At 71.2% G+C, this 21,162-nt stretch carries 21 protein-coding genes and 2 pseudogenes; 14 read left to right on the forward strand and 9 right to left on the reverse strand.

The window, feature by feature from the left end; genetic code table 11:
- The 7 genes and pseudogenes from B7767_RS05465 to serC form a co-directional block, all read left to right on the forward strand.
- Positions 1-270: pseudogene (locus B7767_RS05465) on the forward strand (ATP-binding protein); the annotation flags it as partial.
- Positions 267-674, forward strand: coding sequence for a roadblock/LC7 domain-containing protein (locus tag B7767_RS05470; protein ID WP_085571121.1), 408 nt, complete (start codon positions 267-269; stop codon positions 672-674). The pseudogene B7767_RS05465 and the gene B7767_RS05470, both read left to right, overlap by 4 nt.
- Complete coding sequence (locus tag B7767_RS05475; protein WP_085571122.1) at positions 671-1,018, forward strand: DUF742 domain-containing protein; 348 nt, start codon at positions 671-673, stop codon at positions 1,016-1,018. The genes B7767_RS05470 and B7767_RS05475 overlap by 4 nt, the downstream gene beginning before the upstream one ends.
- Positions 999-1,616 carry an ATP/GTP-binding protein gene (locus tag B7767_RS05480; RefSeq protein WP_073934445.1) on the forward strand — a complete coding sequence of 206 codons (618 nt, stop codon included), beginning with the start codon at positions 999-1,001 and terminating at the stop codon, positions 1,614-1,616. Before B7767_RS05475 ends, B7767_RS05480 begins: the two co-directional genes overlap by 20 nt.
- A complete protein-coding gene (locus tag B7767_RS05485) occupies positions 1,613-2,848 on the forward strand; it encodes a cytochrome P450 (RefSeq protein WP_085571123.1) in 1,236 nt (411 codons plus the stop codon). Before B7767_RS05480 ends, B7767_RS05485 begins: the two co-directional genes overlap by 4 nt.
- Entirely contained in the window at positions 2,845-4,095 is a 1,251-nt protein-coding gene (locus B7767_RS05490) for a cytochrome P450 (RefSeq protein ID WP_256923330.1), read from the forward strand. Before B7767_RS05485 ends, B7767_RS05490 begins: the two co-directional genes overlap by 4 nt.
- Positions 4,096-4,230: 135 nt before the next feature.
- A complete protein-coding gene (serC, locus tag B7767_RS05495) occupies positions 4,231-5,349 on the forward strand; it encodes a phosphoserine transaminase (protein ID WP_085571125.1) in 1,119 nt (372 codons plus the stop codon).
- 557 nt (positions 5,350-5,906) lie between these two features.
- Here serC and B7767_RS05505 read toward each other — a convergent pair.
- Together B7767_RS05505 and B7767_RS05510 are read right to left on the reverse strand one after the other, a co-directional pair.
- Entirely contained in the window at positions 5,907-6,728 is an 822-nt protein-coding gene (locus B7767_RS05505) for an ABC transporter permease (RefSeq protein WP_085571126.1), read from the reverse strand.
- Positions 6,725-7,687 (reverse strand): ATP-binding cassette domain-containing protein, encoded by a 963-nt coding sequence (locus B7767_RS05510; protein ID WP_085571127.1) that lies wholly within the window; start codon positions 7,685-7,687, stop codon positions 6,725-6,727. The genes B7767_RS05505 and B7767_RS05510 overlap by 4 nt, the downstream gene beginning before the upstream one ends.
- Before the next feature lie 86 nt (positions 7,688-7,773).
- Here B7767_RS05510 and B7767_RS05515 point away from each other — a divergent pair, with 86 nt between their 5' ends.
- Positions 7,774-8,553, forward strand: coding sequence for a TetR/AcrR family transcriptional regulator (locus tag B7767_RS05515; protein WP_085571128.1), 780 nt, complete (start codon positions 7,774-7,776; stop codon positions 8,551-8,553).
- On the opposite strand, the gene B7767_RS05520 is transcribed toward B7767_RS05515, so the two are convergent.
- Positions 8,554-9,534: a hypothetical protein gene (locus B7767_RS05520; RefSeq protein ID WP_085571129.1), complete on the reverse strand. Its 981-nt coding sequence runs from the start codon at positions 9,532-9,534 to the stop codon at positions 8,554-8,556.
- Positions 9,535-9,622: 88 nt separating this feature from the next.
- Between B7767_RS05520 and B7767_RS05525 the strand changes: the two genes are divergently transcribed.
- From B7767_RS05525 to B7767_RS05535, 3 genes are all read left to right on the forward strand, one after another.
- Positions 9,623-10,300 carry an SGNH/GDSL hydrolase family protein gene (locus B7767_RS05525; protein WP_085571130.1) on the forward strand — a complete coding sequence of 226 codons (678 nt, stop codon included), beginning with the start codon at positions 9,623-9,625 and terminating at the stop codon, positions 10,298-10,300.
- A gap of 109 nt (positions 10,301-10,409) precedes the next feature.
- Positions 10,410-11,012: a Uma2 family endonuclease gene (locus B7767_RS05530; RefSeq protein ID WP_085571131.1), complete on the forward strand. Its 603-nt coding sequence runs from the start codon at positions 10,410-10,412 to the stop codon at positions 11,010-11,012.
- A 30-nt stretch (positions 11,013-11,042) separates the two neighbouring features.
- Positions 11,043-12,035, forward strand: coding sequence for an aldo/keto reductase (locus B7767_RS05535; protein WP_085571132.1), 993 nt, complete (start codon positions 11,043-11,045; stop codon positions 12,033-12,035).
- 127 nt (positions 12,036-12,162) lie between these two features.
- On the opposite strand, the gene thpR is transcribed toward B7767_RS05535, so the two are convergent.
- From thpR to B7767_RS05550, 3 genes are read right to left on the reverse strand one after another with little or no spacing between them, the layout of a single operon-like run.
- Positions 12,163-12,759, reverse strand: coding sequence for an RNA 2',3'-cyclic phosphodiesterase (gene thpR, locus B7767_RS05540; RefSeq protein ID WP_085571133.1), 597 nt, complete (start codon positions 12,757-12,759; stop codon positions 12,163-12,165).
- 15 nt (positions 12,760-12,774) lie between these two features.
- The gene (locus tag B7767_RS05545; RefSeq protein WP_085571134.1) at positions 12,775-14,142 is read right to left on the reverse strand and encodes an MFS transporter; all 1,368 of its coding nucleotides are present in this window, start codon (positions 14,140-14,142) and stop codon (positions 12,775-12,777) included.
- A gap of 54 nt (positions 14,143-14,196) precedes the next feature.
- Positions 14,197-14,634, reverse strand: coding sequence for a MarR family winged helix-turn-helix transcriptional regulator (locus tag B7767_RS05550; protein ID WP_085571135.1), 438 nt, complete (start codon positions 14,632-14,634; stop codon positions 14,197-14,199).
- A 155-nt stretch (positions 14,635-14,789) separates the two neighbouring features.
- Between B7767_RS05550 and B7767_RS05555 the strand changes: the two genes are divergently transcribed.
- On the forward strand, positions 14,790-14,972 hold the full coding sequence (locus B7767_RS05555; protein ID WP_085571136.1) for a ribbon-helix-helix protein, CopG family: 183 nt from the start codon (positions 14,790-14,792) through the stop codon (positions 14,970-14,972).
- Between the two features lie 16 nt (positions 14,973-14,988).
- On the opposite strand, the gene B7767_RS05560 is transcribed toward B7767_RS05555, so the two are convergent.
- The gene (locus B7767_RS05560; protein WP_085571137.1) at positions 14,989-16,440 is read right to left on the reverse strand and encodes an NCS2 family permease; all 1,452 of its coding nucleotides are present in this window, start codon (positions 16,438-16,440) and stop codon (positions 14,989-14,991) included.
- A 270-nt stretch (positions 16,441-16,710) separates the two neighbouring features.
- On the opposite strand from B7767_RS05560, the gene B7767_RS05565 reads away from it, so the two are divergent.
- Positions 16,711-17,013: a DUF2530 domain-containing protein gene (locus B7767_RS05565; RefSeq protein ID WP_085571138.1), complete on the forward strand. Its 303-nt coding sequence runs from the start codon at positions 16,711-16,713 to the stop codon at positions 17,011-17,013.
- A gap of 118 nt (positions 17,014-17,131) precedes the next feature.
- On the forward strand, positions 17,132-19,534 hold the full coding sequence (locus B7767_RS05570; protein WP_085571139.1) for an HAD-IC family P-type ATPase: 2,403 nt from the start codon (positions 17,132-17,134) through the stop codon (positions 19,532-19,534).
- An 11-nt stretch (positions 19,535-19,545) separates the two neighbouring features.
- On the opposite strand, the gene B7767_RS05575 is transcribed toward B7767_RS05570, so the two are convergent.
- Together B7767_RS05575 and B7767_RS05580 are read right to left on the reverse strand one after the other, a co-directional pair.
- A complete protein-coding gene (locus tag B7767_RS05575) occupies positions 19,546-20,325 on the reverse strand; it encodes a DUF5707 domain-containing protein (RefSeq protein WP_085571140.1) in 780 nt (259 codons plus the stop codon).
- Positions 20,326-20,492: 167 nt separating this feature from the next.
- A pseudogene (locus B7767_RS05580) lies at positions 20,493-21,162 on the reverse strand (molecular chaperone Hsp90); the annotation flags it as partial.

A 21,162-nucleotide genomic window follows, 5' to 3' on the forward strand; every position in this document is an offset into this window, starting at 1 on the left:
GCCCCACCCCTCGTCCTGCCCCGCCGCCGCCGGGGCCGGACCCTCGCCGAGGCGGAGCGCACCCGTCCGAGCGGCCGCGGCAGCACGCCCCGGCCCGCCCCGACCGCCGAGGAGACCAAGGCGCGCACCGCCCGCTTCAGCAGCTTCCGCCAGGCCGTCCGTCCACCCACCCCCGACGACACGGCCGACCCGGACACCGGCACCACCGCCGGCCCGGCCCCCGAAGCACACCCCACCCCCGCGACCCCGGAAGGCGACACCACCTCATGACCGGCACGACGACCGCCGACGAGAAGCTCACCTGGCTGATAGAGGGCCTGCTGGAGCGAACGCCGGGCGCACGGCACGCGCTCGTGCTCTCCCGTGACGGCCTGAAACTGTGCCGCACCCCGGAGCTCTCCGCCGACCAGGCCGACCAGCTCGCCGCGATCGCCGCCGGCATCCAGTCGCTGTCGCACGGCGCCTCCGTCGAGTTCGGCGACGGCAGCGGCGGCGTGCGCTCGGCGATGACCGAGTTCTACGGCGGCGTGCTGTTCATCGTGGAGGCCGGCGAGGGCGCGCACCTGGCCGTGGTCACCGCCGAGGACGCGGACGCCGGGCTCGTCGGGCACAACATGAGCGAGCTCGTGGAGCAGCTCGGCGAGCACCTGACCGCGCAGCCGCGCACCTCATGAGCAGGCCCGGCAGGGACGACTCCCCCGACCGGCTCTACACCCTCACCGGGGGGCGCAGCCGGTCCGGTCCCGACAACCCCTTCGACCTGGTGACCCTGGTCGTCGCCGAGTGCGATCCGGTGCCCGGCATGCAGTCCGAGCACGCGGCGATCCTGCGGCTGACCGAACGCCCCACGGCGGTCGTGGAGATCGCGGCCGAGCTGAGGCTGCCCGTGAGCATCACCCGGATCCTGCTCTCCGACCTTCAGGCGGCGGGCCGGGTCAGCGCCCGTCACCCCCGCAAGGCCGCCGTACCCGACCCCGACATCCTGGAGCAGGTGCTCGTTGGACTCCGCAACCTCTGAGACGCGTACGCCGCTGGGCGCGTCGGCCGACAACGGGCTGAAGATCGTGGTCGTGGGCGGCTTCGGCGCCGGCAAGACGACGATGGTCCGCTCGGTCAGCGAGATCCGTCCCCTCAACACCGAGGAGACGATGACCCAGGCCGGGGAGGCCGTCGACGACACCAGCGGGGTGAGCGGCAAGACCGCGACCACCGTCGCCTTCGACTTCGGCCGCATCACCCTCGACACCCGCAACGTGCTGTACCTGTTCGGGGCGCCCGGCCAGGAGCGCTTCTGGTTCCTGTGGGACCGGCTGTTCTCCGGCACGCTCGGCGCGGTCGTGCTGGTCGACACCCGGCGCATCGACGACTCCTGGTACGCCATCGACCGGCTGGAGAAGCACGGCACGCCGTTCATCGTGGCGTGCAACGACTTCGGCGGCGCCACCTTCACCCCCCAGCAGATCCGCGAGGCCCTCGACCTCGACCCGCACGTGCCGCTGGTCAACTGCGACGCACGCTCCCGGGAGTCCAGCAAGATCGTGCTGATCACGCTGGTGGAGCACATCCAGGCCCTGTACGCCGACCCGGCCCGAGCCCCCCGTCAGGAGCTGGTGTGAGTCCCGCCTCCGCCCCCAACGCCGTCCGTTTCCAAGGGTCCCTGCTCCAGGACGACCCGGCCCGCGTCTACCGGGAGATGCGGCGCGAGCACGGCAGCGTCGTCCCGGTGGTGCTGGACGGGGACGCACCGGCGTGGCTGGTGCTCGGCTACCGCGAGCTGCACCAGATCACCGGCGACCCGGTGCTGTTCAGCCGCGACTCCGAGCTGTGGAACCAGTGGGAGAACATCCCCGACGACTGGCCGCTGCTGCCGATGATCGGCCGCAGGCAGCCGTCGATCCTGTACACCGTCGGCGAGCGGCACCGTGAGCGGGCCGGGATGCTGGGGAACGCGCTGGACGCGGTCGACCCGTTCGAACTGCGCGGGTACGCCGAGAAGTTCGCGGACGAGCTGATCGACGGCATCTGTCACAGGGGCACCGCCGACCTGATCGGCGAGTTCGCGATGCTGCTGCCGGTGCGGGTGCTGGCCCGGCTCTACGGCTTCTCCGACGAGGAGGGTCCGGGCCTGGTCACCGCCCTCAACGACATGATCGACGGGCGGGAGCGGGCGCTGGCGGGCCAGACCCACCTGTTCACGTCGATGACGGGACTGGTGGCCGCCCGCAAGAGCGCGCCCGCCGAGGACGTCGTGTCCCGGATGCTCGCCGACCCCTCGGGCTTCACCGAGGAGGAGATCGGCCAGGACCTGATGGTGATGATGGCGGCCGGGCACCAGCCGACCGCCGACTGGATCGGCAACTCGCTGCGCCTGATGCTCACCGACGCCCGGTTCGCCGCCTCCCTCTTCGGGGGCCGCAACAGCGTCGCCGAGGCGATGAACGAGGTGCTGTGGGAGGACACGCCGACCCAGAACGTGGCCGCCCGCTGGGCGTCCCGCGACACCCAGCTCGGCGGTCGCCGCGTCCGCGCCGGCGACATGCTGCTGCTCGGCCTCCAGGGCGCCAACTCCGACCCCCAGGTGCGGACCGACGGCTCGGCGCTGACCGGCGGCAACAGCGCGCACTTCTCCTTCGGTCACGGGGAGCACCGCTGCCCGTTCCCGGCGCAGGAGATCGCCGAGGTGATCGCCCGGACCGGCATCGAGGTCGTCCTGGACCGGCTGCCGGACATCGACCTCGCGGTGCCGGCCGCGAAGCTGAGCCGCCGCCCGTCGCCGTGGCTGCGCGGACTGTCCGAACTCCCGGTCACGTTCACTCCCACTCCCGCCCTTGGAGGCTCGCTCGCATGACGGCTGGTACGGACACCATGACGACCGACACCGGACAGACCCGTATCCCCCTCGACCCCTTCGTCTCCGACCTGGACGGGGAGAGCGCGGCGCTGCGGGCCGCCGGGCCGCTGGCCGCCGTGACGCTGCCGGGGGGCGTGCCGGTGTGGGCGGTCACCCACCACGCCGAGGCGAAGAAGCTGCTCACCGACCCGCGCGTGGTGAAGGACATCAACGTCTGGACCGCCTGGCAGCGCGGCGAGATCGCCCCCGACTGGCCGCTGATCGGGCTGGCCAACCCGCCCCGTTCCATGCTCACCGTGGACGGCGCCGACCACCGCCGGCTGCGCACGCTGGTCGCGCAGGCGCTCACGCCGCGCCGGGTGGAGCGGATGCGGGAGCGGATCACGGAGCTGACCGAGGGCCTGCTGGACCAGGTGGCCGCGCAGCCCGGCGGCACGGTCGACCTGAAGGCGGTGTTCGCCTACCCGCTGCCGATGTACGTCATCGCCGACCTGATGGGGCTGGCGGAGGAGCGGCTGCCGCGCCTGAAGGAGCTCTTCGAGAAGTTCTTCTCCACGCAGACCCCGCCCGAGGAGGTCATCGCGACGCTGACCGAGCTGGCCGGGATCATGACCGAGACGGTGGCGCACAAGCGCGAGAACCCGGGCGACGACCTGACCTCCGCGCTCATCCAGGCGTCGGAGGACGGCGACAGCCTCACCGACGAGGAGATCGTCGCCACGCTCCAGCTCATGGTGGCGGCCGGTCACGAGACGACGATCTCCCTCATCGTCAACGCGGTGGCCAACCTCTCCCTCCACCCCGAGCAGCGGGAACTGGTGCTGTCCGGCGAGGTGGACTGGTCGGCGGTGGTCGAGGAGACACTGCGGTACGCCACGCCGACGTCCCACGTGCTGATCCGGTTCGCGACCGAGGACATACCGGTGGGCGACAAGGTCCTACCGGCGGGTGACGCGCTGATCGTGTCGTACGCCGCGATCGGCCGTGACGAGCGGGCGCACGGCCCGTCGGCCGGCGTCTTCGACATCACCCGCGAGGTCACCAACCGGCACATCTCCTTCGGCCACGGCCCGCACGTGTGCCCCGGTGCCGCACTGTCCCGCCTGGAGGCGGGCGTGGCGCTCCCGGCCCTGTACGCCCGTTTCCCGAAGCTGGACCTGGCGGTCCCGGCGGAGGAGCTGCGCAACAAGCCGGTGGTCACCCAGAACGACCTGTTCGAGCTTCCGGTGCGGCTCGGCGGGTGAACGACGCGGGTGGTGGGCGGACCTCCCCCCGGTGCGTCCGCCACCCGTCCCCTCCCCGTCCGCACGCGTCCACCGCCCGTCTCAGCGGACGGACGATGTTTCGCCGGGGTTTCCCGCAGCCGCTAGGCTCCGGTCGTGGCTGAGATCCGGATTCCTGCTGACATCAAGCCCGCCGACGGTCGTTTCGGTGCGGGTCCCTCCAAGGTGCGGACGGAGGCGCTGGACGCGCTGGCCGCGACCGGCACGTCCCTGCTCGGCACCTCCCACCGCCAGGCCCCGGTGAAGAACCTGGTCGGCAAGGTGCGCGAGGGCATCTCCGAGCTGTTCCAGCTCCCCGACGGCTACGAGGTGATCCTCGGCAACGGCGGCTCCACCGCGTTCTGGGACGTCGCGACCCACGGCCTGATCGAGAACAAGTCGCAGCACCTCACCTTCGGCGAGTTCAGCTCCAAGTTCGCCAAGGCCGCCAAGCTCGCCCCCTGGCTCGCCGACCCCACGGTCGTCTCCGCCGACCCGGGCACGCACCCGGAGGCCGTCGCCGAGGCGGGCGTGGACGTCTACGCCTTCACCCACAACGAGACCTCCACCGGCGTCGCCATGCCGATCCGGCGGGTCGCCGGCGCCGACGAGGGTTCCCTCGTCCTGGTGGACGCCACCTCCGGCGCGGGCGGCCTCCCGGTCGACATCTCCGAGACGGACGTCTACTACTTCGCCCCGCAGAAGTCCTTCGCCTCCGACGGCGGCCTGTGGATCGGCGTGTTCTCCCCGGCCGCGATCGAGCGCGCCGAGCGGGTCCACGCCTCCGGCCGCCACGTCCCGGAGTTCTTCAGCCTCCCCACGGCGATCGACAACTCCCGCAAGAACCAGACGTACAACACCCCGGCCCTGGCCACCCTGTTCCTGCTCAACGAGCAGCTCGAGTGGATCAACGGCCAGGGCGGCCTCGCCTGGTCCACGGCCCGGACGAAGGACTCCTCGACCCGCCTGTACACCTGGGCGGACGAGTCCAAGCACGCCACCCCGTTCGTCACCGACCCGGCCAAGCGCTCCCAGGTCATCGGCACGATCGACTTCACCGACGAGATCGACGCCGCCGCCGTCGCCAAGGTCCTGCGCGCCAACGGCGTCGTCGACACCGAGCCCTATCGCAAGCTCGGCCGCAACCAGCTCCGCGTCGCGATGTTCCCGGCGATCGACCCGGCGGACGTCGAGGCCCTGACGAAGTGCGTGGACTACGTCATCGAGCAGCTCTGACCTTCCGAGCACGTCGACGAGGGGCGCCCGGTGAGCACCGGGCGCCCCTCGTCGTCCGCCGTCGGGCGCCGTCGGGCGCCGAGGTCGGTCCAGCAGCGCGGTGCCGTCGGGTTTCCGCCCGAAGGCCTCCGCGACGACGACGGGGAGGTCCGCCTCGGGGACCTCGCCCCGCACCTCCTCCAGGACCCGCGCGAACTCGTCGTCGTCGATGACGCCCAGGTACTCCTGGCGCAACCGGTGTATGACCTCCACGAGTCCGGGCCGCAACCGCATCCAGGCCCGGGACGTGCGGATCTCCTCCTCGACCCGGTCCATGAACCAGCGCACGACCTCGTACGGGATGTCCAGGTGCGGCGCCACCGGGTTGAAGCACACCATGGGTTCCCGCGCCGGGTCCTCGTCGGGGACGGTCGCGGTCACCAGGTTGCGCTGCCCACCGACGAGATCCAGCTCCAGGTACCAGGCGTCATCGGGCACGGAGTACAGCGAGGTGATGGAGAACTCGCCGGCGGGATGTGAGTAGGGCATGGCCGCATGCTGTCACGCGCGCCGGCGGCTCAGCGGCTCAATTTCCGGAACCTGCGCACCGCGAGCGGCAGGAAGACCGCCGTCAGCACGAGCGGCCACACCCCCGCCATCAGCAGCGCGTGCCGCTCGACCCAGGAGTCGCCGCCGCCGGCCGGCGTGCCGAACAGGTCGCGGGCCGCGGCGGCCGTGGAGGAGACCGGGTTCCAGGCCGCCACCCAGCCCAGCCAGTCGGGCATGAGCTGCGGGGCGACGAAGATGCTGGAGATCATCGTCAGCGGGAACGCGACCGCGAACAGCCCGCCCGCCGCCTCCGGGTTGGGCACCAGCAGTCCCAGCCAGACCCCGATCCAGATCAGCGCGAACCGCAGCCACAGCAGCAGCCCGAACGCCGCCAGGAAGCCCCAGCCGCCGTCCGGCCGCCAGCCCATGGCCAGTGCGGTCAGCATCATGATGGCCAGCTCCGCGCAGGCGACGACCAGATCGGTCACCCCGCGCCCGGCCACCACCGCGGACGACGCCATCGGCATGGAGCGGAACCGGTCGATGACCCCCTTGGTGGAGTCGTACACCACCACGGTCGCCGTGTTGATGAAGCCGAACGCCATGGTCATCACGAACATGCCCGGCATCAGGAAGTCCTTGTAGTCCCCGCCGCCGGGCACGGTCATCGCGCTGCCGAAGACATAGCCGTAGAGGAGGACCGACAGGATCGGGAAGCCGAGCTGCCAGGCGATGTTGACGGGCTGGCGCCGGTAGTGGGTGAGGCCGCGGCGGACGATGTTCCAGCAGTCCGCGAGCGCCCAGTACGTACGGCCGTGCCCGGCCGGTCCGGTCAGTCCGGCCGTGCTCATGCCGCCGCCTCCTTCTCCGCGCGGTGTCCGGTCAGGCGCAGGAACACGTCGTCGAGGCTGGGCCTGCGCAGTCCGAGGTCCTCCACCCGTACGCCCTCGTCCTGGAGGGTGCGCGCCACCTCGGTGAGCGCGGCCACCCGGTCGGTCACGGGCGCGTGCACCCGCAACTCGGTGTCGTCCGACTCGGGTTCGCCCTCGGCGACCCGCGCGACGACCTTCACCGCGCGCGGGATGTCGGAGCGCTCGGCGACCACGACCTCGATGCGGTCGCCGCCGACCAGGTCCTTCAGCCCGTCCGGGCTGTCGTCGGCGATGGCCCGCCCCCGGTCGATGACGGTGATCCGGGAGGCCAGCCTGTCGGCCTCCTCCAGGTACTGCGTGGTCAGCAGCACGGTCGTGCCGTCCGCCACCAGCGCCCGCACCGAGTCCCAGACCTCGCCGCGGCTGCGGGGGTCGAGTCCCGTGGTCGGCTCGTCCAGGAAGAGCACGGCCGGGGCGAGGATCATCGAGGCGGCGAGGTCGAGGCGCCGGCGCATGCCGCCGCTGTAACCGCCCACGCCCTTGTCGGCGGCGTCGGTCAGGTCGAACCGCTCCAGCAGCTCGACCGCCCGCGCCGCGGCCCGCCTGCCGCCGAGGTGGAACAGCCGGCCGAACATCTCCAGGTTCTGCCGCCCGGTGAGCACCTCGTCCACCGCCGCGTACTGCCCGGTGAGCCCGATCCGCGCCCGCACCTCGCGCGCCCGCCGGGCCACGTCGAGCCCGGCGACCGTGGCACGGCCTCCGTCGAGCCGGACCAGCGTCGACAGGATGCGCACGGCGGTGGTCTTGCCGGCGCCGTTCGGCCCGAGGAGTCCGTGCACCGTGCCCTCGCGGACGGCGAGGTCGAAGCCGTCGAGGGCGCGCTTCTCGCCGTACCGCTTCTCCAGGCCCTCCGCCCGGACCGCACAGCCGTCGTCCATGAGTCCCCCTTCCAAGAACTGAGTACACCGTACCCGATTGCGCGTACACCGTACTCAGTTTTTTCGGACGGTTCTAGACTGCCCTCATGAGCAGCGGTTCGGGCGGTACGGAGACCAGTGGCGGCGGCGACATCGCCCGCACCCTCGACCTGCTGTGGGACACCGGCCCGCGGCCCAGCCGGGGGCCGAAGCCGGGGCTGACGCTGGACCGCATCGTGGAGACCGCCGTCGAGGTCGCCGACCGGGACGGACTCGGCGCGCTGTCGATGCGCCGGATCGCCACGGAACTGGGCACCGGCACGATGTCCCTGTACCGCTACGTCCCCGGCAAGGCCGAGCTGCTCGACCTGATGCTGGACCGGGTGCAGCGGCCCTCGGAGAACCCCGCGGACCTCGGCGACGGCGGCTGGCGCGCGGCGCTGGAGGCCCTCGGCCGCGCCACCCTCGCCCTGTACCGCCGGCACCCGTGGCTGATGGAGGTCAACCAGTCCCGTCCGATCCTCGGTCCGAGCGCGCTGGACGGCATGGAGAAGGTGCTCACCCGGATCAAGCCGATGGGCCTGTCCGACCCGGAGCTGCTGTCGGCGATCGTCATGATCGACGGATACGTGGTCGGGGCCGCCCGCACCCAGCTCTACCAGGAGCAGGCCGAGCGCAGCTCCGGGCTGACGGACGCGCAGTTCTGGGAGGCGCAGCGGCCGGTCCTGGAGAAGGCCATGCTCAGCGGGCGCTACCCCGTCCTGGCCGGGCTGTCCGAGGACACCTTCGGCTCCGGCTTCGACCACTTCGAGTTCGGGTTGCAGCGGATCCTGGACGGTCTCGAGGTGTTCGTCGCCGGGCGGACCCGGCCGGAACAGGACGGCTGATCAGCGGTTGCGGCGGCGCAGCAGCCGGAAGAGGAGCACACAGAGGAGGGCCGCCGCGGCGGCGGCGCCGACCTTGATGTCGCCCCCGGTGCCGTCGTCGTCGGCTGCTGCGCCGCCGCTCCCGCTCTTCCCGCCCTCGGCGCCCGCACCCGGCTCTCCGCCGTCCCCGGGCGCGTCCTCGGCCTCGACGGGGCTCCCGACGCCCTCCATGCCGAGCAGCAGCTTCCTGCCGTCGATGGTGTAGGTGGCGGACTCGCCCTGCCCCAGGGGCACGCTGATGCGCCCCCCGCGCCGGATCTCGCCGCCGTTCCAGTCGTACCAGATGCCTCCGAGGTAGCCGCGCACGGCGAGCCGCTCGCCGTCCGGGGAGAGCGCGGCGTCGGTGGCCCAGAGGTCGACGGGGACGGTGGGCCGGAAGACGTTCGTCCCGGAGGCGGAGAGCTTCGCCGGGCCCTCGTACAGGTGTCCGCCGTCCTCGTTCTTGTCGATGATGTAGACCCGTCCGGTCTTCGGGTGGACGACCATCGACTCCGCGTCGCGGGCACCGTCCTCGTACTTCACGACGTACTGCGTCGCCCGGACCGTCTGGTCCTTCAGCTCCGTCGGCTCGGGCAGCTCGTAGATCCACACGTGGGGCCAGGTACCGCCGAGGTTGTCCCCGATGTCACCGACGAGGATCCGGTTGCCCGGTCCGACGGCGATCGCCTCGACGTCCCGGGGCGTGCCGACGCCGGAGAGCGCGACGCGCGCGACCGTCTCGCCGGTGCCGCCGTCGACGGCGTACAGGTAGGGCCCCTCGTCCTGGTCGTTGTGGGTCCAGTAGACGCCGGGGTGGAGACGGGAGGCGGCGAGTCCGCTGGACTCGGTGATGCGCGGGTCCTTGATGGTGAAGCCCTCGTCGCCGTCGACGGCAAGGGCGGCGGGCACGGCGAGCGCGCCCGTGAGGAGGGTCGCGGCGATCAGGGCGAAGGGTCGGCGCATGTGCCAAGAGTGCCATCGATCAACGCACTTCAGGGCGGGTGTCCGGACTCACATCGCCGTGGCCGGGCCGATCGTCCATGATGATCGGGTGCTCAGGTTCATGCCCGTAGGTGACTCGATGACGATCGGGAGCGCGGGTGAACACACCTGGCGCTACCGGCTGTGGCGGCACCTGTGCACGGCGTACGACGGTCCCTTCACGCTGGTCGGCCCGCGCGAGACGCTCCACGACCCGGTGACGGACGCCCCCACCTCGCACGCGTACGCCGACCCCGGCTTCCCCCGCGCCCACCTGGCCGGCTGGGGCGAGGGCTGGCAGCACATGACCCCGCTGATCGGCGAGACCGTGCGCTCCTGCCGCGCGGACGTGCTGCTGGTGTCGCTGGGCCTGATCGACCTGGGCTTCTACACCAACGCCGAGCAGACGGCGGAGAACGTCCGCGCGTTCATCGCCGGGGCGAGGACGGCCAACCCGCGCGTCCGCGTGGCCGTCATGCCGGTGATCCGCAACATCCGGGTGGAGGCCGACGCGGCCTTCGCCGAACAGGTCGCCCACTTCAACGAACTCCTGGCGAAGACCGTCGCCGACCTGGACGAGGCGGACTCGCCGCTGCTGCTGGTCCCGCCGCCGGCGTCGTACGACTTCCACACGGACACGTACGACGGCACGCATCCCAACGAGAGCGGCGAGCACAAGCTCGCGGGGGCGTTCGCGGAGGCGATGTGGCGGGGGTGGGGGCTGGGCGGGCCGTACGGGGCGGCGTAGCGGCCCGGGGAATTCCCGGCATATGCGCCCGGCCCGTGTCCCGCTCTCCGTCCGTACCGTTGTACCGCGCGGCCGCACTCGTCCGGGGACAGCCGGGAGGAGCGCCACGATGACCGTCGCAGACGACAGGATCTCCATGGCCGACGCCAACACGCAGCGCTTGGACGAGTGGTTCGAGCGGCTGGAGCGGATGCCCGTCCCCGAAGGATTCAGGGTCGAGATCGTCGGCGGCAACGTCTTCATGACACCGCAGCGGGCCACCCATTGGAGGATCATCCTCAAGCTGGTGATGGCCGTTGAGGACCGGTTCGGGGAGGACGTCAAGGTGTTCTCGGACGTCCGCATCGACTTCCCCGGCCACGAGAACGGTCTCTGCCCGGACGTCGCCGTACTCCGTGCCTCCGCCGAGAAGGACGACGAGGGACGTTGGCGCTACGAGGACGTCGAGTTCGTCTTCGAGGTCATCTCCGAGGGCACGGCCGCCAACGACTACGGCCCGAAGAAGGTCGCCTACGCGACCGCCGAAGTGCCCCTCTACGTCATCGCCGACCCCTACCAGGGCCGCTGCTACGTCTACACCGACCCCAAGAACGGCGACTACGTCACCAGGACGCGGGTGGACTTCGGCGACGACATCGACCTGACGGGCACGGTGGCCGACCTGACCGTGAGCACCAGCGGATTCCCCCGGGACCGATCCCCCCTTGCATAGAGCGCACTCCAAGCCGTTGGCTTGACGACCATGAAGTACACGCAGCTCGGACGCACGGGACTCAAGGTCAGCCGGCTCGTCCTCGGGACGATGAACTTCGGTCCGCAGACCGACGAGGCCGACAGCCACGCCATCATGGACGCCGCGCTGGACGCGGGACTGAACTTCTTCGACACGGCCAACGTCTACGGCTGGGGCGAGAACAAGGGCCGGACCGAGAGCATCATCGGGAACTGGTTCGCCAAGGGCGGCGAGCGCCGCGACAAGGTGGTCCTCGCGACCAAGGTGTACGGGAACATGGGCGCGGACGGCGAGGCGTGGCCCAACCACGACAAGCTGTCGGCGGTGAACATCCGGCGAGCGGTGGACGCCTCGCTCAAGCGGCTGGGGACCGACTACATCGACCTCTACCAGTTCCACCACGTCGACCGGAACACCCCGTTCGAGGAGATCTGGCAGGCGATCGACGTCCTGGTCCAGCAGGGCAAGGTCCTCTACGCCGGTTCCTCGAACTTCCCCGGCTACAAGATCGCCCAGGCCAACGAGATCGCCGCCCGGCGCGGCGGCACCATCGGCCTGGTCAGCGAGCAGTGCCTGTACAACCTCGCCGAGCGCCGCGCCGAGATGGAGGTCGTCCCGGCCGCGCAGGAGTACGGGCTCGGGGTCATCCCCTGGTCGCCGCTGCACGGCGGACTGCTGGGCGGTGTGATCAAGAAGGAGGTCCAGGGCGGCCGGCGCGCCTCCGGACGGGCCGCCGACACGCTCGCCGACCCGTCGTCCCGCGCCCAGATCCAGGCGTACGAGGACCTGCTCGACAAGCACGGCGTCGAGCCCGGCGAGGCCGCGCTGGCCTGGCTGCTCACCCGGCCCGGCGTGACCGGCCCGATCGTCGGCCCGCGCACGGCCGAGCAGCTCGCCTCCGCGCTGCGCGCGGTCGAGCTGGAGCTGAGCGAGGAGCTGCTGACCTCGCTGGACGAGATCTTCCCGGGTCCGGGGCCGTCACCGGAGGCCTTCGCCTGGTAGCGGCACGCACGGGGACCGGCGGCGGCGCTAATTGCCCAGCGCCGCCGCCAGTGCCACCACGACGAACATCAGCACGAGCGCACCGGCCATGATCCGGTTACGGGTCTTCGGGTCCACGCCGTCGAGCCTAACCGGCCGCGCCCAGTGCCCGGCGAGCGACCGTCTCGTAACGGGGCTGCTCGCCCGGCACCCCGGACGTCGGCAGGTTGCTGCGCATCAGCACCACCTCGTCCACGGTCCAGGTACGGCTGCGGAACGCGTGCAGGGCCTCCACGTACGGCCGTACGTCGACGGCGTCCCGGCTGCGGGCCACCGTCAGGTGGGCCTTGTAGCGGCGGTGCTCGTCCATCGGCACGCCCGCCTTGCGCGCCGCCGCCTCGGCGCGCTCGGCCAGCAGCCGCATCGTGCGCAGGTCCCCCTCCGCACCGGCCCACAGCACCCTGCCGCGCCCGAACTGGCCGCCGCCGAGCAGCGCCAGCCGGAACGGCTCGGTCCGGGACGCGGCCCGCCCCAGCCGCGCCGTCAGCTCCGGTACGAGCCCGTCGTCGACCTCGCCGTAGAAGGCTAGCGTGAAGTGCCAGTCAGCGGCTCCGCCGCGGGGCCACCCGGCCCGCCCGGTCCACCGCATCCCGTCCGCCCCGGGCAGCCTCCGCAGCCGGGCCACCTCGGCGGCGAGCTCCTGGACCACGTCCTCGGGCGGCAGTACGGCGGCGAAGAGTCTCATGGGGCCAGTCTGCCGTCAGACCGCGGGAGCCAGGGCTTCCTGGCGCTCACGGGGCACGAAGCGGACGCTGGGGTGGCCCCGGTGCCAGCCCACCGACAGGCGCAGGCCGCCGACCCTGGCCAGGATCAGGCCGATGACGGCCGCCGCGGCCACCGCGACCGCGCCGCCGGCCGCGAAGCCGACGCGGGCGCCGTAGGTGTCGGTGATCCAGCCGACGATCGGGGCGCCGACCGGGGAGCCGCCGAGGAAGACCATCATGTAGAGGGCCATGACACGGCCGCGCATCGCCGGGTCGGTGGCCATCTGGAGGCTGGTGTTGGTGGTGACGTTGACCGTCATCGAGAACAGGCCCAGCGGGACCATGAGCAGGGCGAACATCCACAGCTCCGGCGACGCCGAGGCCAGGATCTCCAGCCCGCCGAAGGCCAGCGCGGCCAGGATCAGCAGCCGCAGCCGGGCCGTGCCGCGCCGGGCGGCGAGCAGGGCGCCGGAGACGGAGCCGACCGCCATCAGGGTGTTGAACATGCTGTAGACGCCCGCTCCCCCGTGGAAGACGTCGTCGGCGAAGGCCGAGAGGTAGACGGGGAAGTTGAAGGCGAAGGTGCCGATGAAGCCGACCAGGACGATCGGCCAGATCAGCTCGGGCCGTCCGGTGACGTAGCGCACGCCCTCCCGGAGCTGTCCCTTGCCGCGCGGGGCGCGCTCGACGGCGTGCAGCTCGCGGGCGCGCATCATCATCAGGCCGGCGAGCGGCGCGACGAAGGACAGGCCGTTGAGGAGGAACGCCCAGCCGGTGCCGACGCCGGTGATCAGCAGGCCCGCGACGGCGGGGCCGACCAGGCGGGCGGACTGGAAGTTCGCGGAGTTCAGGCTGACCGCGTTCTGGAGCTGGCCGGGGCCGACGAGCTCGGAGACGAAGGACTGGCGGGCCGGGTTGTCGACGACGGTCGCGAGACCGAGGGCGAAGGCGGCGACGTAGATGTGCCAGACCTCGACCCGTCCCGTCAGGGTGAGGGCGGCGAGCACGAGGGCGGTGAGGGCCATCGCGGTCTGGGTGACGAGGAGCGTGGGGCGCTTGCGCAGGCGGTCGACGAGGACACCGCCGTACAGGCCGAACAGCAGCATCGGCAGGAACTGCAGGGCCGTGGTGATGCCGACGGCGGCCGAGGAGCCGGTGAGGCTGAGGACCAGCCAGTCCTGGGCGATGCGCTGCATCCAGGTGCCGATGTTGGAGACGACCTGGCCGAGGAAGAACAGGCGGTAGTTCCTGACCTTCAGCGAGGCGAACATCGAGGTCTTGCGGGCGGGCTCGGTGTCGGGGGCGGCCGGGGTGTCGTGGGGGTCAGGTGCGGGGGCGGAAGCTGCTCCGGATCCCGTACTCAAAAGGGTTCGCCTCCTCGCTACGGCCGCTCGCCGCGGCGCTGCTGTGCTGCCTGCTCAGATGTGCGCCAGTTTCTCCAGCACGGGGGCGGCGGCGCGCAGTTTCGCCCACTCGTCCTCGTCGAGCTCCTCGACCAGCGTGGCGAGGAACGCGTTCCGCTTGCGGCGGCTCTCCTCGAGCATCGCCTCGGCCCGCTCGGTCTGCGTGACGACCTTCTGGCGCCGGTCGTCGGGGTGCGGCTCCAGGCGGACCAGTCCCTTGGCCTCCAGCAGGGCCACGATGCGGGTCATCGACGGCGGCTGGACGTGCTCCTTGCGGGCGAGCTCGCCCGGGGTGGCCCGGCCGCAGCGGGCCAGGGTGCCCAGCACCGACATCTCGGTGGGGCTGAGGGACTCGTCGACGCGCTGGTGCTTGAGCCGACGGGACAGCCGCATCACGGCGGATCGGAGGGCGTTCACGGCGGCTGCGTCGTCGCCATGGCTGAAGTCCGGCATGTTCTTTAGCGTAACTCATTACTCTCGCTAAGGACCACCCGGAAGGCGCGCACGCGCCCGTGACCCCCGCCACTGTCACGCCGTATCACCCGTACGAGTGATCCATCCGCGAATCGTGGCGCGGCGCACCGTGGTGTGCAGGGACCCTCGTGCACATGGGGACCGACGTGCTCAGCCTGCGTATCGACCGCGAACTGCTCGAACGGCTCCGGGAGCATGCCGCAAAACGCGGCATGAGCGTCCAGGACTATGTCGTCCGGACGCTCATGCGCGATGACTTCGACCAGCGGTTCCACACCGCCGTCGAGGAGACGGAGAAGTTCTACGGGGTCACGTGAGCCCCCGCGTGCACGGTCAGGTCAGGCCCAGCGCCGGCATCAGGTAGTAGAAGGCGAAGACCGCCGACACCACGTACATCGCCGCCGGGACCTCCCGGCCGCGCCCGGTCGCCAGGCGCAGCACCACGAAGGTGACGAAGCCCATGCCGATGCCGTTGGTGATCGAGTAGGTGAACGGCATCATCACCATCGTCACGAAGGCCGGGATGGCGATCGTGTGGTCCGCCCAGTCGATCTCCTTGATCGAGCCCGCCAGGATCAGGAAGCCCACCGCGACCAGCGCCGGGGTGGCCGCCTGGGACGGGACCATCGTGGCGATGGGCGTGAGGAACAGCGCCACCGCGAACAGGGAGCCGGTGACGACGTTGGCGAAGCCGGTGCGCGCGCCCTCACCGACGCCGGCCGTGGACTCCACGAAGGCGGTGGTGGCCGAGGCGGAGCTGGCACCGCCCGCGGCGACCCCGACGCCGTCGAGGAACAGGACCTTGTTGACGCCGGGCATCTGACCCTGGGCGTCGGTCAGCTTGGCCTCGTCCGAGACGCCCATGATCGTGCCCATCGCGTCGAAGAAGCTCGACAGCAGCACGGTGAAGACGAACAGGATGCCGGTCAGCACGCCGACCTTCTCGAAGCCGCCGAACAGGCTGACCTGGCCGATCAGGCCGAAGTCGGGGGTGGCGACCGGGTTGCCGGGCCACTCGGGGGTGGTCAGGCCCCAGGTGGGGACGTCGGCCACGGCGTTGATGATCAGCGCGAGGACCGTCATCGCGACGATCGAGATGAGGATCGCGCCGGGCACCTTGCGCGCGATCAGCACCAGCGTGAGCAGCGCGCCGAGGACGAAGACGAGGACCGGCCAGCCGGTGAGGTGACCGGTGCCGCCGAGCTGGAGCGGGACGGTGGTGTGGGCGGCGTCCGGGATGCGGGAGACGAACCCGGCGTCGACCAGGCCGATCAGCATGATGAACAGGCCGATACCGATGGCGATGGCCTTGCGCAGACCGTAGGGGACGGCGTTCATCACGCGCTCGCGCAGACCGGTGGCGACCAGCAGCATCACGATGAAACCGGCCAGCACCACCATGCCCATGGCGTCCGGCCACGACATGCGCGGCGCGAGCTGGAGCGCGACGACCGAGTTGATGCCCAGACCGGCGGCCAGCGCGATCGGGACGTTGCCGATGACGCCCATGAGCAGCGTGGTGAACGCGGCGGTCAGGGCGGTCGCGGTGACGAGCTGGCCGTTGTCGAGCTGATGGCCGTACATGTCCTTCGCGCTGCCCAGGATGATCGGGTTCAGCACGATGATGTACGCCATCGCGAAGAAGGTGGCGAAGCCGCCGCGGATCTCACGGGGCAGGGTGCTGCCGCGCTCGGAGATCCGGAAGTAGCGGTCGAGGGCGCCGGACGCGGCACCGGACCCCGGCTGCTCGGGGGTGGGGGCCTTGGTGGTGGCCGACGGGGACATGCGGGGACCTCATCACCGGCGGGCGCCCCCCGAAGCCCTTTGGTGTTTTCTACGAATGAAAGCGGTCAGAGACAAACGGATTCAGTATGAACATATAACGCCGTCCACGCTATCTCCGCGCGTAGACCCGCGTGGCCCCCTGCGGTCTCCGTCACGCGCCCCTCGCGCATCCCCGCGGGGCCCGTCGCATGTCTCTCGCGCATCCCCGCGGGGCCCGTCACGTACCCCTGCGGTCCCCGTCACGTCCGGGGTTCCTCGTAAGCTGTCCGCATGGCCGGGTTTTTTTCGGGATCCCCCGAGCACGAGGCGCCGGAGCCCCTGGAGGGCCCCGTGGTCGCCACCATCGTCGGCGGCACGATCATCTGGTTCGTCCTGTTCCTGGTGCAGCTGCCGTTCTACGGCTGGTTCGACGACCACGGCCACACCTGGTGGCTGTGGACCTGCCTGGCCGGCGGCGGGCTCGGCTTCATCGGCATCTGGTACGTCCGCAGGCGCGACGCAGCGATCAAGCGGGGGCGGTCGGCCGACGGAGCGCCGGGGCCGGACCGCTCCCCCGCCCCCTCGTCCGACTGATCCCGACGGGCCTTCGCGTCACCGCCGTACGACCACGGCACTACGGCCCTCCTCCCCCGGTCGGATCTTCCGCCCATCGGGTGGGTGAACCACCGGCTCCGCACGTACCGTCGGATGCATGACGCATCTCGAGGCGGGCGACCGGATCGATGCCGAACACCCCGTCAAGGCCACCTCTCCGGTGACCGGGCTGACGGCCGCGGAAGTGGCCGAACGGGTGGCGCGCGGACAGGTCAACGACGTGCCGGTGCGCAGCAGCCGGTCCCTCGCCGAGATCGTCCGCGCGAACGTCTTCACCCGGTTCAACGCGATCATCGGCGTGCTCTGGCTGATCATGCTGGTGGTCGCGCCCATCCAGGACAGCCTGTTCGGCTTCGTGATCCTCGCCAACACCGGCATCGGCATCGTCCAGGAGTGGCGGGCGAAGAAGACCCTCGACTCCCTCGCGGTGATCGGCGAGGTACGGCCCACGGTCCGCCGGGACGGGACGGCCACGCAGGTCGGCACCTCCGAGATCGTGCTGGACGACCTGATCGAGATCGGGCCGGGCGACAAGGTCGTCGTCGACGGGGTGTGCGCCGGGGCGGACGGCCTGGAGATCGACGAGTCGCTGCTCACCGGCGAGGCCGACCCCGTGGTGAAGCGGCCCGGTGACCAGGTCATGTCCGGCAGCTTCGTCGTCGCCGGCGGCGGTTCCTTCCAGGCGACCCGGGTGGGACGCGAGGCGTACGCGGCGCAGCTCGCCGAGGAGGCGTCCCGGTTCACACTGGTCCACTCCGAGCTGCGCTCGGGCATCTCCACGATCCTCAAGTACGTGACGTGGATGATGGTCCCGACCGCGATCGGCCTGATCATCAGCCAGCTCGTGGTCAAGGAAAACGAGCTGAAGGACTCGGTCGCCCGCACGGTCGGCGGGATCGTGCCGATGGTCCCCGAGGGGCTGGTGCTGCTCACCTCCGTCGCCTTCGCGATCGGGGTGATCCGGCTGGGGCGCAAGCAGTGCCTGGTGCAGGAGCTGCCGGCGATCGAGGGGCTGGCCCGCGTCGACACGGTCTGCCTGGACAAGACGGGCACGCTCACCGAGGGCGGCATGGACGTCACCGAGCTGCGGGTGCTGGGGGACGGTGACGAGGCGTACCTCCGCAAGGTGCTGGGCGAACTCGGCTCGGCGGACCCCCGCCCGAACGCCTCCCTGAAGGCGATCATCGACGCGTACCCGGACACCACCGGGTGGCGCCTCACCGACACGCTGCCCTTCTCCTCCGCCCGCAAGTACAGCGGCGCGACGTTCGAGGAGGACGCGGACGGCGGGGCCGTGACCTGGCTGCTGGGAGCGCCCGACGTGCTGCTGGACCCCGACGACCCGGCGCTGACCGAGACCGGACGGATGAACGAGCAGGGGCTGCGGGTACTGCTGCTCGCCCGTGCCCGCGACGGCGTGGACGTCGACGACCCCGCGGCCGCCGAGGGCGTACGGCCGGCCGCGCTGGTGGTGCTGGAGCAGCGGCTGCGCCCGGACGCGGCCGACACCCTGCGCTACTTCGCCGAGCAGGACGTACGGGCCAAGGTCATCTCCGGGGACAACGCGGTGTCGGTCGGGGCGGTCGCGTCCAAGCTGGGCCTGTCCGGGACGACGGTGGACGCGCGCCGGCTGCCCGCCGACCCGGACGGCATGGCGAAGGCGCTGGACGACGGCACGGTGTTCGGGCGGGTCACCCCGCAGCAGAAGCGGAACATGGTGGGCGCGCTCCAGTCGAACGGCCACACGGTCGCGATGACCGGGGACGGCGTGAACGACGTGCTGGCGCTGAAGGACGCCGACATCGGCGTGGCGATGGGCTCCGGTTCGGAGGCCACGCGGGCGGTCGCGCAGATCGTGCTGCTGAACAACAGCTTCGCCACGCTGCCGTCGGTGGTGGCGGAGGGACGCCGGGTGATCGGCAACATCACCCGGGTCGCGACGCTGTTCCTGGTGAAGACGGTGTACTCGGTGCTGCTCGCGGTGCTGGTGGTGGTCTCGCAGGTGGAGTACCCGTTCCTGCCGCGCCATCTGACCCTGCTGTCGACGCTCACCATCGGCGTCCCGGCGTTCTTCCTGGCCCTCGCCCCCAACAGGGAACGGGCGCGGCCGAACTTCGTACGGCGGGTCATGCGGTACGCGATCCCGGGCGGGGTGCTGGCCGCGCTGGCGACGTTCGCGTCGTACCTGGTCGCACGGGAGCACTACACCGGTGCGGGTGCGCTGGAGGCGGAGACGAGCGCGGCGACGCTGACGCTGTTCCTGATCTCGATCTGGGTACTGGCGATCATCGCCCGGCCGTACACGTGGTGGCGGATCGGTCTGGTGGCGGCGATGGGCGGGGCGTTCCTGGTGGTGCTGGTGGTGCCGTGGCTGCAGGAGTTCTTCGCCCTGAAGCTGGTCGGCATGACCATGCCGTGGGTCGCGACCGGGATCGCGGTGGTGGCGGCGGCCACCCTGGAGCTCCTGTGGAGGTGGGTGGACCGCCGCGTTCCCGCTTAGCGCGGAGGTTCCTACTTCACGTCGACGAAGTCACCGGCCGCGTTGACCGCCGGGGTGGTCGAGGTGCCCGCGAAGGAGTAGCGGTAGTAGCCGTCGGCGGAGGCCTTGACGGTGGTCCTCAGCTCGCCCTTGGAGTTGGTCTTGATGGTCTTGACCGTGGTGTAGGTGCTGGAGCTCTTCTTGCGGAACTGGAGCTTCACCGACTGGCCGGTGTAACCGGCGTACTTGCCGGTCTCCCAGTTGGCGCGGGAGAGCTTGCCCGTGACGGTGATGGTCTTGCCCTTCTTCACCGGCTCGGGGGAGGCGTTGACGGTGAGCTTGGAGGCGCGCTGCACCTGGAAGCTCTTGGCGTTGTCCTTCTGCGCGAAGTCGTCGTCCTTGGCCGCGGCGAGGGCCCACACCTTCCAGGTGCCGGCGGACGCGTTGATGAGGTTGTAGGACGGCTCCAGGGTGAAGGTCGACTTGCAGGTCGACTTCGTGGCGTTGACCTTGGTGCACGTGGCCTCGCCGTCCTTGCCGTCGGCGATGGCCCCGGTGTCGGACTTCTCGACGCTCGGGCCGTGGTACAGGATGGCCTGCGCCCAGGCGACGCCGGAGTTGTCGGTGACGGTGAAGGTGACGGTGACCTTCTTGGCGGCGGTGGCGCCGACGACGACGGACTTGCCGCTGTTGACCACCACGTTGGAGATCTTCGTGTCGCCCACGGAGTCGTCGGCGTGGGCGGCCGGGACGGCGAGGGCGGACAGGGCCAGGGCGCCGGAGACGGCGGCCACGGTGGCGCGTATACGCATGTGTTCCCCACGTTGGAGAAGGGGGCCCCGGCTCTGGTCGTTTCGTACGGCTCGTCGTCGGCCGGGGCCCCGAATGATCAGGGAGTCTGTTGACTCGCATGATCAGATGCGCCACTCCGCCACATGGTTGTGCGGAACGTGGAAAATTCGTGCAGGTTTTCCCGGGCTCAGTCGAACCAGCGGTCCCGCGCCAGCTCCTCCGTCCGGGACGGGTCCTCCAGCAGTGCCGCCACCTCGAAGCGGCGGGGCCACTGGCCCGCCGCCCAGGCCAGCCCCGCGGCCACGCCCTCCAGGGTCGCCGCGTGCAGGACGCCGTCGTCCGTCAGCCGCCAGTCGATCTCCACGCCGTCGACGACGAGTTCCTCGTGCTCGACGTACACGGCCGGGGTGCGCGGCCCCAGCAGCACCCGCACCGGCTCCGGTACGGCGTGCTCCGTGCCCTCGGAGTCCACCTCCCCGGTGACGGACTCGCTCAGCCGCCGCACCTGGAACAGCTCCGCCAGCTCGGCCGCCCGCGCCGGCCGTACGGGCAGCAGCGGCACACCGGAGGTGAACGGCAGCAGGTCGGGCGAGTCGACGACCACCGCGTCCGCGGCGTCCACCACCTCCACCCGGCCGTCGACCACGGCCCGCAGATCGTCCGGCAGGGTCACCTGCTCGGGGTCCAGCTCCGCCAGCGCGCCGTAGAGCGCGTGCAGCTGGGCCGCCGTGACCGGCCGGTCGGGGTCGGCGAGCCGGTCCAGCAGCTCCGCCGCGCCTCCCGGCTCGTCCAGCAACGCGGCCACCGAGGTCCGTACGCCCAGCGCCCGCAGCACCTGCTCGTCCTCGAACCCGGTC

The organism is Streptomyces sp. 13-12-16 (genome assembly GCF_002114215.1).
Lineage (GTDB): Bacteria > Actinomycetota > Actinomycetes > Streptomycetales > Streptomycetaceae > Streptomyces.